This is a genomic window from Paraburkholderia nodosa (assembly GCF_001718195.1).
Classification (GTDB): domain Bacteria; phylum Pseudomonadota; class Gammaproteobacteria; order Burkholderiales; family Burkholderiaceae; genus Paraburkholderia; species Paraburkholderia nodosa_A.
Map to the genome: position 1 here is coordinate 39,929 of NZ_MCNV01000034.1, position 13,011 is coordinate 52,939.

The 13,011-nt window shown below is 66.8% G+C and carries 11 protein-coding genes; 6 read left to right on the forward strand and 5 right to left on the reverse strand.

Annotated features, from left to right (window positions below; genetic code table 11):
• Positions 1-4 precede the first annotated feature (4 nt).
• Together iolE and iolB are read left to right on the forward strand one after the other, a co-directional pair.
• Positions 5-919, forward strand: a complete 915-nt coding sequence (iolE, locus tag BFD71_RS34335; RefSeq protein ID WP_069268676.1) for a myo-inosose-2 dehydratase — start codon at positions 5-7, stop codon at positions 917-919.
• A complete protein-coding gene (gene iolB, locus BFD71_RS34340; RefSeq protein WP_069268677.1) occupies positions 916-1,719 on the forward strand; it encodes a 5-deoxy-glucuronate isomerase in 804 nt (267 codons plus the stop codon). Before iolE ends, iolB begins: the two co-directional genes overlap by 4 nt.
• Positions 1,720-1,800: 81 nt before the next feature.
• Here iolB and BFD71_RS34345 read toward each other — a convergent pair whose 3' ends face one another.
• Entirely contained in the window at positions 1,801-3,483 is a 1,683-nt protein-coding gene (locus BFD71_RS34345) for a methyl-accepting chemotaxis protein (RefSeq protein ID WP_069268678.1), read from the reverse strand.
• 418 nt (positions 3,484-3,901) lie between these two features.
• On the opposite strand from BFD71_RS34345, the gene BFD71_RS34350 reads away from it, so the two are divergent.
• The 3 genes from BFD71_RS34350 to BFD71_RS34360 all read left to right on the forward strand — a co-directional run bounded on the left by BFD71_RS34350 (position 3,902) and on the right by BFD71_RS34360 (position 6,768).
• A complete protein-coding gene (locus BFD71_RS34350) occupies positions 3,902-5,161 on the forward strand; it encodes an MFS transporter (RefSeq protein WP_069268679.1) in 1,260 nt (419 codons plus the stop codon).
• Positions 5,162-5,364: 203 nt separating this feature from the next.
• The gene (locus BFD71_RS34355; protein ID WP_069268680.1) at positions 5,365-5,850 is read left to right on the forward strand and encodes an adenosine-specific kinase; all 486 of its coding nucleotides are present in this window, start codon (positions 5,365-5,367) and stop codon (positions 5,848-5,850) included.
• A 6-nt stretch (positions 5,851-5,856) separates the two neighbouring features.
• Positions 5,857-6,768, forward strand: a complete 912-nt coding sequence (locus BFD71_RS34360; protein WP_069268681.1) for an ATP adenylyltransferase family protein — start codon at positions 5,857-5,859, stop codon at positions 6,766-6,768.
• A gap of 57 nt (positions 6,769-6,825) precedes the next feature.
• Here BFD71_RS34360 and BFD71_RS34365 read toward each other — a convergent pair whose 3' ends face one another.
• The 3 genes from BFD71_RS34365 to BFD71_RS34375 form a co-directional block, all read right to left on the reverse strand.
• Complete coding sequence (locus BFD71_RS34365) at positions 6,826-7,266, reverse strand: acyl-CoA thioesterase (RefSeq protein ID WP_069268682.1); 441 nt, start codon at positions 7,264-7,266, stop codon at positions 6,826-6,828.
• Positions 7,267-7,318: 52 nt separating this feature from the next.
• A complete protein-coding gene (locus BFD71_RS34370; protein ID WP_069268683.1) occupies positions 7,319-7,849 on the reverse strand; it encodes an NUDIX domain-containing protein in 531 nt (176 codons plus the stop codon).
• A 94-nt stretch (positions 7,850-7,943) separates the two neighbouring features.
• Entirely contained in the window at positions 7,944-9,170 is a 1,227-nt protein-coding gene (locus BFD71_RS34375; RefSeq protein ID WP_069268684.1) for a YbfB/YjiJ family MFS transporter, read from the reverse strand.
• A 97-nt stretch (positions 9,171-9,267) separates the two neighbouring features.
• Between BFD71_RS34375 and BFD71_RS34380 the strand changes: the two genes are divergently transcribed.
• Complete coding sequence (locus tag BFD71_RS34380; RefSeq protein WP_069268685.1) at positions 9,268-10,206, forward strand: LysR substrate-binding domain-containing protein; 939 nt, start codon at positions 9,268-9,270, stop codon at positions 10,204-10,206.
• 81 nt (positions 10,207-10,287) lie between these two features.
• Here the strand turns inward: BFD71_RS34380 and alaS are convergent, their stop codons facing one another.
• Complete coding sequence (gene alaS / locus BFD71_RS34385) at positions 10,288-12,912, reverse strand: alanine--tRNA ligase (protein ID WP_069268686.1); 2,625 nt, start codon at positions 12,910-12,912, stop codon at positions 10,288-10,290.
• Positions 12,913-13,011 lie beyond the last annotated feature (99 nt).

Sequence of the window (13,011 nt, forward strand, 5' to 3'; positions counted from 1 at the left end):
GCATATGAGCGCATTTGAAGTACGCATCGGCATCAACCCGCTGTCGTGGATGAACGACGACCTGCCCTCGCTCGGCGGCGAGACGCCGCTATCGCAGGCGCTGACCGAGGGCCGCGAGATCGGTTACGAGGGCTTCGAGCTAGGCAACAAGTTTCCGCGCGAGCCGCAGGCGCTCAGGTCGCTCCTCGCGCAACACGATCTATCGCTCGTCTCCGGCTGGTATTCGGGCATGCTCGCGCGGCGCAGCGTGGAAGAAGAGATCGCCGCGGTCGAGAAGCATCTGGAGCTGCTCGCGCAGAACGGCGCAACCGTGATGGTCTACGGCGAGGTCGCCGATTCGATCCAGGGCGCGCCGCGTCCGCTCTATCAGCGCCCGCGCTTTTTCAGCGGCAAGCAGTGGGACGAATACGCCGCGCGCGTGGACGTCTTCGCGCGCCATACGCTCTCGCGCGGCGTACGGCTCGCGTACCACCATCACATGGGCGCCTATGTCGAAACGCCCGCCGACGTCGACAAGCTCATGGCGCGCACGAGCGACGCCGTGGGCCTGCTGTTCGACGCAGGCCATATGACGTTTGCAGGCGGCGACCCCGTGGCGGAACTCGACAAGCACATTGCACGCGTATGTCATGTGCACTGCAAGGACGTGCGCCCGGCAGTCATGAAACTCGCACGCAACCGCAACTGGAGCTTTCTCGACGCCGTGCTCGCAGGCGCGTTCACCGTACCGGGCGACGGCGCGATCGATTTTCCCGCGATCATCGCGCGCCTGAAGCGGCACGGCTATCGCGGCTGGCTCGTCGTCGAAGCCGAGCAGGACCCCGTAATCGCACCGTCGTACGAATATGCGCAAAAGGGTTACCGTACGCTGCGCACGCTCGTCGATGCGACGGACACCCAATCGAAGGAGGCAGCATGACTCTGCTGGTCAAGGCCGCGCGCGAAGGTCAGACGATCGCGCGCGTCACGCCCGACACCGCGGGCTGGCGCTATGTCGGCTTCGCCGCATACCGGCTCGAAGTGGATGAACTCGTCTATGTCAGTGAGCCCGATCGCGAGAGCTGCATCGTCGTGCTCTCGGGCTCGGTGGATATCGAGGCGGGCGGCGAGCGCTGGTCGAGCCTCGGCTCGCGCGACAGCGTCTTCGAAGACGCCGCGCCGTATGCCGTTTATGTGCCGCCCGGCGTGAAAGCGACGGTGCGCGCCAAACGCAATGCCGAAGTGGGCGTGGCGAGCGCGCCCGCCAAAGGCACGCTGCCCGCTCGCCTCATCGAGCCCGCGCAGATGAAGCGCTCCACGCGCGGCAAGGGCGCGAATACGCGCTACGTCTGCGATATCCTGCCGCAAGACGCGCCCGCTGAATCGCTGCTCGTGGTCGAGGTGCGCACGCCTTCGGGCCATTCGTCGAGCTACCCGCCGCACAAGCACGACGCCGACCGCTTGCCGCACGAAAGCGCGCTCGAAGAAACCTACTATCACCGGCTCAATCCGCAGCAGGGTTTCGCGTTCCAGCGCGTGTACACCGACGCGCGCGATCTGGACGAAACGATGGCCGTGGAAAATCACGACGTCGTGATGGTGCCGCGCGGCTATCACCCGGTCGTCGTCCCGTATGGCTACGACTCGTACTACCTGAACGTGATGGCGGGCCCCACGCGCGAATGGCACTTCCACAACGACCCGGCGCACGCGTGGATCATCGAGCGCGACGCGAAGTGACGCGTCCATAAAAAACGCCGCGTGTGAAACCACGCGGCGTTTTTCACGCGTGCCCGCAACGAGCAACGAACCGCAACGGGGTCAAGCCAGCCGGAATTTCCCCACCAGCCGCTTGAGCACCTTCGCCTGATCGTCGAGCGATTGCGCAGCCGCAGTCGCCTCTTCCACGAGCGCCGCGTTCTGCTGCGTGCCGGCGTCCATCTGCGTGACTGCGCGACTGATTTCCTCGATGCCCGAGCGCTGCTCGCGCGAAGCCGCAGAAATTTCGCCGATGATGTCGTTCACGCGCCGCACGGCCTTCACGACCTCGTCCATCGTCGAGCCCGCGTCCTGCGCCAGCGTCGAGCCATTCGATACGCGCTCGACCGATGCGCCGATCAGCGTCTTGATCTCCTTGGCCGCCGCCGCGCTGCGCTGCGCGAGGCTGCGCACCTCGCCCGCCACCACGGCGAAGCCGCGCCCTTCCTCGCCCGCGCGCGCCGCTTCCACGGCGGCGTTGAGCGCGAGGATGTTGGTCTGGAACGCAATGCCCTCGATCACGCCAATGATGTCCGCGATACTCTTCGCGCTGTCGTTGATCTCCTGCATCGTCGCGACCACGCGCCCGACCACCGAGCCGCCCTTCTCCGCGATTGCCGAGGCATTGCCCGCGAGCGTGCTGGCCTGTTCGGCGTTTTCGGCATTCAGACGCACCGTGGACGTGAGCTGCTCCATGCTGCTCGCCGTGCGCTCGAGCGCCATGGCCTGTTCTTCGGTGCGGCGCGACAGATCGAGATTGCCGGTCGAGATTTCGCCCGAGGCCGAGGCAATCGCCTCGGCGCTCGCGGCGATTTCGGCCACCGTGGTCGAGAGACCCTTCTGCATGTCGCGCAGCGCGCCCAGCATGCTCGCCGCGTCGCGTGCGTGAACCGTGACGGGCTGCGCGAGATCGCCGGCCGCGATCCGGGCCGCGATGGCCTTGGCATGCGCGGGCTCGCCACCCAGTTGCCGCGCGATGCGACGCACGACCCATTCGCTCACGAAGAACGCGAGCACGAACATGGCCACGGTCGCCACGGCCATCATCACGAACGACGACTTGAAGATGAACTCGGCCTTTTCGATGGTCGCCTTCGCGGCCGTCCCGCGCTGCGCGACGAGGTCGTTGACGAGCGTTTCGAGCTTGCCGGTCTCCACGAGCAGCGAGACGTCCTGCGTGCCCACCTGCCAGCTCATCTGCGAGAGATCGAGCGGCTGCTGCTTCACGAGCGTCACGAAGTCGCGCAGATGGCCGCTCCACGCCGTGGTCGCATCCGCGAGCTTCTTTTGCAGGGCGAGCGCGTCGCCGCCCTGCTCCTGCGCGTATTGCTGCAGCTGGCTTATGCCGCGCTCCAGCGCACCGAGATCCTTGTCGATGTCCTGGCCTAGTTCGTCGCGCTCGCGCGCCGTGGTCGCGGTGAGCAGCATCTTCTGCGCGCGGCTCGCGCGCAGCACGTGGCCGCGCGCTTCCTCGGCGGCGCGGCTCGCGACGTAGCCCTGTTCGTAGATCGATTGCGTCGAGCCGTTCAGGCGGCTGATTTGCGCGAGCGAAATGGCGCCGATGGCGAGCGTGCCGATCAGCACCAGCGCGAAGGCGAGACGCAGTGTGGCCTTCACGGAAAGCCGCGAGCGGCGCGTCGCCGCGCCGGCGCGTCCCGTTTTGCGTTGCTGCGCGTGCGCCGCGCTGCCTGCCGGATCCTGCGGCACGAACCCTGCGTGCCCGCCGCCTTGCGATACTGCTTTCATTTTGGTCCCCAGCATTGTTGTCAGGCTCAGCGCCATCGTTCTTGATTTGCGCTACGCCTCAACCCCGGTCTACGGCACACCACCGCGCATTCTTTAACGCCTTCGCGCGCGCGGTGCGACCCGTACTCCAGCCCCGTTTTGCGCACCTCGTGGGCGCGCATATCGGCGGTTTATACACGGCCAAAATGAGATGCCAAAAATCCCGCATCAATTTCGAGTATTCGTAACAGCCTCTTGCGGCATTGGGCCGCAGGCTAACGGTGCGCCGCCGATGTCCGATTCTCGACAAATCTTGTCCGTACAGTTCGAGCAAGACACATTACACTGCGCTCATAACTCTTATACATGTCCTTTCATGCCGTCGCCGCTGCCCGTCTGGCGTGGTGCCCGCTGAATACTCTCTGCTGCTACCGACAACATGGAAACCAGTCTCGACAAGCGCGCCCTGCCGGGCGCTGCCGCGGGTTCGTCCGCGGCCGCTTCCGCCCCCGCGGCCGCGGTGCAACGCACCGTCTACTCGGTGCTGGGTGCGATCAGCTTCTCGCACCTGCTCAACGACATGATCCAGTCGTTGATCCTCGCCATCTACCCGATGCTCAAGGACAACTTCTCGCTGTCGTTCACGCAGATCGGCCTCATCACCCTCACTTACCAGATCACGGCGTCGATGCTGCAGCCGCTGGTGGGCTTCTTCACCGACAAGCGGCCCCTGCCGTACTCGCTGCCCGTCGGCATGGGCTTCACGCTGTGCGGCCTGCTGCTGATGTCGGTCGCGCCGACCTTCGGCGTGCTGCTCGTGGCGGCCGCGCTGGTGGGCTGCGGCTCGTCGGTGTTCCATCCGGAATCGTCGCGCGTGGCGCGCATGGCGTCGGGCGGGCGTCACGGTCTCGCGCAGTCGCTCTTCCAGGTGGGCGGCAACGCGGGCACGTCGCTCGGGCCGCTGCTCGCCGCCGCGATCGTCATTCCGCACGGCCAACGCAGCATCGCGTGGTTCTCGGCGGCGACGCTCGTCGGCATGATCGTGCTCACGCAGATCGGCCGCTGGTACAAAGCCCATCCCGCGATGAAGAAAAAGCGCGCCGAGGTGGCGCATGTCGCGCTCTCGCGTGGACGCGTCGCGGGCGCCATCGGCGTGCTCGTGCTGCTCGTGTTCTCGAAGTACTTCTATCTCGCGAGCATCAACAGCTACTTCACGTTCTATCTGATCGACCGCTTCCACCTCTCCGTGCAGGCCGCGCAGATCCATCTGTTCGTGTTCCTCGCCGCGGTTGCCGCCGGCACGATCATTGGCGGCCCGGTGGGTGACCGCATCGGCCGCAAGTACGTGATCTGGGTCTCGATTCTCGGCGTGGCGCCGTTCACGCTGCTGCTGCCCTACGCCAACCTGTTCTGGACCGGCGTGCTCACGGTGATCATCGGCGTGGTGTTGGCCTCGGCGTTCTCGGCCATCCTCGTCTATGCGCAGGAGCTGATTCCGGGCAAGGTGGGCATGGTCGCGGGTCTTTTCTTCGGCTTCGCGTTCGGCTTGGGCGGCATCGGCGCGGCGGTGCTCGGCCAGTTGGCGGATGCGACCAGCATCGGCTTCGTCTACAAGGTTTGCTCGTTCCTGCCGCTCATCGGCATCCTCACCGTGTTGCTGCCCGACGTGGAAGGCAAGCGCGCGAAGAAAATTGCCTAAGCGCAGCGGCGCGCGCATCGCTCTGCAAAACGGCCGGACGCCCCTCGGGGCTCCGGCCGTTGTTCGTTGTGCGCTTGCACACGCTTTGCCTCGCCGCGACTTCGTACTAGGCTTGTGGTTGGCCGCCGCCTCCCGTCCGCCAGCCAGCCCCTGGGGCCCGGCGCAAGGCGGCGCTTTCGAGACGCCCGCGCACGAGGTTCGCCATGCAACTGTCCACGGTAGAGATCGAAAAACCTGAAGCCACCAACTTCATCCTTGGCCAGACCCACTTCATCAAATCCGTCGAGGATCTGCACGAGGCGCTCTACGGCACGGTGCCAGGCATCCAGTTCGGCCTCGCGTTCTGCGAGGCGTCGGGCAAGCGGCTCGTGCGGCGCTCGGGCACGCAGGACGCACTCATCGAGATGGCGACGCAGAACGCGCTGCGCATTGCCGCAGGGCATTGCTTCATCGTCTTTCTCGGCGACGGCTTCTTCCCTGTCAACGTGCTCAATACGATCAAGGCCGTGCCCGAGGTCTGCCGCATCTTCTGCGCCACCGCGAACCCCACGCAGGTGCTGATCGCCGAAACGGATCAGGGACGCGGCATCGTCGGCGTGGTGGACGGCATGCCGCCGCTGGGCGTCGAGGCCGAGGACGACGTGCGCTGGCGCAAGGACCTGTTGCGCGCCATCGGCTACAAGGCCTGAGCGCCGATGACGACGCTGCGCGCGGCGATCGAGCGGCAGACGGCACACGCGCTCGCGTGCGGCGCGCTCCATCCCATCGAGACGGCGCATACCTTCATCGACGATGGCGGCATGCGTTTCTCCGTGCGCGTGGCCGAGAACCTCGCGCGCAAGGAGGCGGCGCGGCTCACGCCGCAGACTTCGATTGCGTCCGCTTCGCAGCCCCCGCGCAATCCGTTCCTGCCTTACGAGTCCGATCTGTTCGTCGGCGACCTCTCGCCCACCCATATCGCGCTGCTCAACAAGTTCAATGTGATCGACCGGCATCTGCTGATCGTGACGCGCCGCTACGAGCCACAGGAAGCGCTGCTCGACGCGGCGGACTTCACCGCGCTGATCGCGGTGCTGCGCGAGATCGACGGACTCGGGTTCTACAACGGTGGTGCGGTAGCGGGTGCGAGCCAGCCGCACAAGCATTTGCAGATGGTGCCGCTGCCGCTCGCAGGCGATGGGCCTCACGCCGCGCCGCTCGAAGCGCTGCTCGGCGGCGCGCAGGCGGTCCACGGGGCGCGTCCCATCGCGATCGTGCCGGGGCTCGCGTTTCGCCATGCGTTCGCGCGCCTCGATCTCGGCCCGAGTATCGGCACGGCGGAAGATGCCGCGCAGGTCGCACTCGGCTGCTATCGCGCGCTGCTGGACGCGGCGGGCGTGCCCACGATCGACGTGGGCGGCGTCGCGCATCAGGGCGCGCCGTACAACCTGCTCGTTACACGCCGGTGGATGCTGGTGGTGCCCCGCACGACGGAATGTGTCGAAGGGATTTCGGTCAACTCGCTCGGCTTTGCCGGCTCGTTCTTCGTGCGCAATGCGGCGCAGTTGCAAACGCTCGCACAGCTCGGCCCGATGACGGCGCTCGAACGCGTAAGCGTGGCGCGTTGAGGCGCCGAGGCGCGTCTAGCCGACCGCGTCTGGCCGACCGCGTCTAGCCGACCGCGTCTAGCCGACGACGAGCGGCTCGAGCGCCGCGCGCAGCGCATCGGGCAACGCGCTCACGGGCCGGCGCGTCGCGCGATCGACGTAGACGTGCACGAAATGCCCCTGCGCCGCGGGCGCGTCCTCGCCTTCGCGAAAGAGCCCGACCTCGTAGCGCACGCTCGACGATCCGAGACGCGCAACGCGCAGCCCCGCCTCCACGCGCTCCGGAAACACGAGCGGCGCGAAGTAATTGCACTGTGTTTCGATGACGAGCCCGATGGTCGTGCCGTGCTCGATGTCGAGCGCGCCCGCGCGAATCAGATACTCGTTCACCACGGTGTCGAAGTAGCTGTAGTAGACGACGTTGTTCACGTGGCCGTAGACATCGTTGTCCATCCAGCGCGTGCCGATCGGCAGGAAATGACGATACCCGGAGCGGGCGACGGTAACGGGTCGGTTCATCGAAGAGATCCAGGGAAGGCGGGGCGGGAAAGCGTCGCTCGGCGCGCGGCCATCACTGGCCGGGACGCTCGACGAAGTCGAACGGCAGGCCGCGCCGGCGCATCCATTCGCCGAGCGCCTGGCCCGTCCCCGCGCGCCACGGCCGCAGCTTCGCGGGCTCGACGAGGCGGTATTCGAGCAGTTCCGGCGAGAGCGCGATCGTGCCCGACGCCTTCACGTGATACGCGATGATGAGTTCGTTCTTGCGGATGAACTCGTACACGCCAATCAGTTCGACGCTCTCGGCGCGCAGCGCGGTTTCCTCGTGCACTTCGCGCGCGATGCCCTCCTCGGGCGTCTCGCCGTTTTCGAGAAAGCCGGTGATGAGCGCGAACATGCCTTCGGGCCAGGCCGCGTTACGGGCCAGCAAAATGCGGCCCTCGTACTCGACGATCGCCGCCACGACGGGCAGCGGATTGTTCCAGTGGACGTAGCCGCAGGCGTGGTCCGGGCAAGCGAGACGCACGCGGCCGCCTTCGTGGGCGGGATCGGCGCGCTCGGTCAGACGCGTGGCGCAGCGCGGGCAAAACTGGTATTCGCTCATGGGGAAAAGGCAGGGTCGATGGCGCTGGGAACCAGCCGCGCGGCCCGGTGGACACGCTCGCGGCGCCCGCGAAAGCGTCCATTCTAGTGTGCTATCAGCGTCCGCGTGCGGCCTCGCGCGTGTGCCAGGCCCGCCAGACGAGCCCGATTGCGCCGGCCACGAGCGCACCCGCCGCGAGCCAGAGCGAAGGCGAGAACGAGCCTGTGGAAGCCGCAAGCGGCGCGGCCACGAGCGGCCCCGCGATCTGCCCGACGCCGTAGGCGGCCGTCGCATAGCCCATCAGCGCGGCGGCATGCTCGCCGCGCAGCAGGCGCGCCTCGCGCATCGCGAAGAGCGTGATCGCCGTGAACGGCAGTCCGATCAACACGCTGCCGAACGAGAAGCCCGCGGCGTTGGGCCAGACGATGCCGAGCGCGATGCCCACGGCCTGCAGCACGTAGGCGCCCGCCAGCATCAGGCGGTTGTCCCAGTGGAGCGGGAGGCGCGCAGCCAGCAGCGCGCCGGCGATCAGCGCGGCGCCGAGCATCGGCCAGAACAGGTCGGGCCAGGCCGAGCCGGGCAGCGCATGGCGCGCGATCACGGGCAGGAACGTCGCCGTGATGATGTAGCCGAAACCCGGCACGCCGTAGAGCAGCACGAGCCAGAAGGCGTCGGCACGGCGCCCTTCGCGCTGCGCGTGCGCGACGCTTGCCGAGGCACGCGCGGCGGGACGCGGCGCCAGCGCGCGCATGTCTGCTCCAAACGTCGACCAGACGACGGCGGCGAGCAGCGCGCTGATCAGCCCGAAGCCGATCCAGCCCGTGCGCGCGCCGAGACCGCCGGCCGCGCTCACGAACAGCCCGGTCGCAATGATGCCGACGCCGGGACCGGTGTAGATCACACCGCCCCACTCGTTCGCGCCGAGCTGCGCGAGCCGCCGCAGGCCCCACTGCGAGGCGAATACGAAGGTCCACGCGCTCACCGCGCCCGCCACGAAGCGCACCACGGCCCAGATCCAGAACTGCTGCGTGAGGCCCATCGCGAGCGTGAGGAGCACCGTGACCACGAGGCCCGCGCGCACGATCTTCGCGGGGGCCATGCGCAGCGCGACGCAGCTGATCGCGCCCACGAAGTAGCCCGCGTAGTTCAGCGACGCGAGCCAGCCGCCGTGACGCAGGTCGAGCGCGCCGCCGTGCAGCATCAGCGGCAGGAGCGGCGTGAAGGCGAAGCGCCCGACACCCAGCGCGACGGCGAGGCTCACCATGCAGGCCAACGCCGCGCGCCGACCGGCATGCGGGCGGGCTTCGGAAACGTGGACGGTGCCGGGGACGTAGTCGTTCATGAGATCAGCAGATTAAGCAACTGCCTACCATCGTAGGCGATTCTACCGTTCACGAAAAATGAATTATCATGAATCGATGCATTCCAAGGAGAGAACTATGGACCTCGCCGAACTGGCGATTTTCCGGGCGGTGGTGCGGGAAAACGGCGTGACGCGGGCCGCCGCCAAGCTCAACCGCGTGCAGTCCAACGTGACCACGCGCATCAAGCAGCTCGAAGATCAACTCGGCACGCCGCTCTTCACGCGCGAGGGCCGCCGCCTCATTCTCACGCCCGCTGGCGAAACCCTGCTGCCCTACGCCGAGCGCCTGCTCGCGCTCGCGGACGAGGCGCGCCATGCGCTCAAGGCCGGTCGCCCGGCGGGACGCCTGCGGCTGGGCACCATGGAGAGCGCTGCAGCAAGCCGTCTGCCCGGCCTGCTCGCGCGCTATCACCAGACGTGGCCCGAGGTCACGCTCGAACTGGAAACGGGCACGACCGGCACGATGATCGAGCGCCTGCGCGAATACGCAATCGATGCGGCGCTGATCGCCACGCCGCTCGACGGGGTGCCGGACCCCGAGGTATTCGAGCACGTGCCGGTCTATCGCGAAGAACTCGTGATGATCACGCCGCGCGGCCACCGGCCGATCCGACAGCCCGGCGATATCGCGCTCTCCACGCTCGTCGCGTTCGAACGCAGCTGCGCGTATCGGGCCTATGTCGAGCGCTGGTATGTGGAGCATGGCATCCGGCCGTCCCGCGTGCTGGAGTTGGGCTCGTATCACGCGATCATTGCGTGCGTGGCGGCAGGCGCGGGTGTGGCCGTCGCGCCGCGCTCGGTGCTCGAACTGCCACGCAGCGCCGACGACGTCACGATTCATTCGCTTGGCAAGCTCGGTCAGATCGAGACGCTGCTCGCCTGGCGGCGTGGCCACTATTCGCCTGCGCTTGGTGCGTTGAAGGAAGCGCTGCTGGAGGATGCGCAACGCACGGGCAGCATGGCGGCGCCATTGGCAGCCGAAGCGGCAGTTACGCCCGCAGGCCTTCACGTATAAGCCGCGCGGAAACAAAAAGGGCTGCCCTCACGGACAGCCCTTCTTCGTCGCAAAGCGGCGTTCACGCCGCGACGCGTCGTATTACAGCTTCGCTTCGACCCAGCCCTTCACGCCCGCGAGCGCGGCCGGCAGATTGGCCGGCTCGGTGCCGCCTGCCTGCGCCATGTCGGGACGGCCGCCGCCCTTGCCGCCGACCTGCTGGGCAACGAAGTTCACGAGCTCGCCGGCCTTGACCTTCTTGCTCGCCTCGGCGGTCACGCCCGCGATCAGGCTGACCTTGCCGCCCTCGACAGCCGCCAGCACGATGGCTGCGCTCTTGAGCTTGTCCTTGAGCTTGTCCACGGTCTCGCGCAGCGTCTTCGAATCGGCGCCATCGAGCGTCGCGGCCAGCACGTGCACACCGTTCACTTCGATGGCCTGCCCCACGAGTTCGTCGCCCTGGCTCGAAGCAAGCTTCGACTTCAGCGCGCCCAGTTCCTTCTCGAGCAACTTCACCTGGTCCTGCACCTGCGCGATACGCTGCGTCAGTTCCGAAGGTTGCGCCTTGAGCGCCGCGGCTGCCGCATTCACGCGCGCGTCGAGCTCCTGCACGAAGCGCACGGCGTTGTCGCCCGTGATCGCTTCCACGCGGCGGATGCCCGCGGCCACGCCGCCTTCCATCACGATCTTGAAGAAGCCGATGTCGCCGCTGCGCGTGACGTGCGTGCCGCCGCACAGCTCGCGCGAGAACCCGAGGTCGAGCACGCGCACTTCGTCGCCGTACTTCTCGCCGAACAGCGCCATCGCGCCGCCCTTCACTGCGTCGTCGTAGGACATCACGCGCACGATGCCGGGCGCATTCGCGAGCACTTCCGCGTTGACGATCTGCTCGACACGGCGGATTTCGTCGTCCGTCATCGGCGCATTGTGCGCGAAGTCGAAGCGGGTTTTATCTGCATCGACGAGCGAGCCCTTCTGCTGCACGTGCGAACCGAGCACTTCGCGCAGCGCCTTGTGCATCAGGTGCGTGGCCGAGTGGTTGCGCGCCGTGCGGGCGCGCAGGATGGCGTCGATTTCCGCCTTCACGACGTCGCCAACCTTGAGCGTGCCCTGTTCCAACGTGCCGTGGTGGCCGCTCACGTCGGCCTGAACCTTCAGCGTGTCGGCCACGGCGAAACGGATGCTCGCGTTCGAGATCACGCCCTGGTCGCCCACCTGGCCGCCCGATTCCGCGTAGAACGGCGTGTGGTCGAGCACGACCACGGCGTCCTGGCCCGTCTTCACTTCGGTGACCGATGCGCCGTCCACATAGAGCGCGACGACCTTCGCGTCGTCGAACGCGATTTCCTCGTAGCCGTGGAACGTCGTCTTCGCGCCCGAGTATTCGAGGCCCTGCGTCATCTTGAACTTGCCTGCCGCGCGCGCCTGCTCGCGCTGACGCGCCATCGCTTCGTCGAACGCCGGTTCGTCGACCGTGACGTTGCGCTCGCGGCAAACGTCGGCCGTGAGGTCGAGCGGAAAGCCGTAGGTGTCGTGCAGCTTGAATGCGAGTTCGCCCGAGAGCGTCTTGCCGCCCTTGGCTTCGAGGTCGGCGAGTTCGGCTTCGAGAATCGACATGCCGTGCTCGATGGTCTCGAAGAAGCGCTCTTCTTCCTGGCGCAGCACGTCCGTCACGCGCTGCTGCGCTTCGGCGAGTTCCGGGTAGGCAGCGCCCATTTCCGCGACGAGATCCGCCACCAGCTTGTGGAAGAACGCGCTCTTCTGGCCGAGCTTGTAGCCGTGGCGGATCGCGCGGCGCACGATACGGCGCAGCACGTAGCCGCGGCCTTCGTTGCCGGGAATCACGCCGTCGACGATCAGGAACGAGCACGCGCGGATATGGTCGGCAATGACCTTCAGCGAGTTGTTTGTGAGGTCGGGCGTATTCGTTTCGCGCGAAGCCGCCTTGATGAGATTCTGGAACAGGTCGATCTCGTAGTTGCTGTGCACGTGCTGCAGCACCGCGGCGAGACGTTCGAGGCCCATGCCCGTGTCGACGCACTGCTTGGGCAGCGGCGTCATGTTGCCCTGGGCATCGCGGTTGAACTGCATGAACACGAGATTCCAGATCTCGATGAAGCGGTCGCCGTCTTCTTCAGGCGATCCCGGGGGGCCACCCCAGATTTCCGGGCCGTGGTCGTAGAACACTTCCGAGCACGGACCGCAGGGGCCGGTGTCGGCCATCTGCCAGAAGTTGTCCGAGGCGTAGCGCGCGCCCTTGTTGTCGCCGATGCGGATGATGCGCTCCACCGGCACGCCGATTTCCTTCGCCCAGATGTCGAACGCTTCGTCGTCTTCCTTGTAGACGGTGACCGTTAGCTTGTCCGCCGGCAGCGCGTAGACCTTGGTCAGCAGCTCCCAGCAGTAGTGGATCGCGTCGCGCTTGAAGTAGTCGCCGAACGAGAAGTTGCCGAGCATCTCGAAGAACGTGTGGTGACGCGCCGTGTAGCCGACGTTCTCGAGGTCGTTGTGCTTGCCGCCTGCGCGCACGCTGCGCTGCGCGGTCGTGGCGCGCGAGTACGGGCGCTTTTCGGTGCCGAGGAACACGTCCTTGAACTGCACCATGCCCGAGTTGGTGAAGAGCAGTGTGGGGTCGTTGCCCGGCACGAGGCTCGACGAGCGCACGATCGTGTGGCCCTTCGATTCGAAGAACTTGAGGAATTTCTCGCGGATGTCGGCGGCTTTCATGGCGTGCGTTGGGTCCTTCCTGGGGCGTACGGTGCTGAATCTTTGTCGTGGTCGCGCCCGGAGCCCACATTACTCGCGAAAACCCCGGTGCTGAATCGA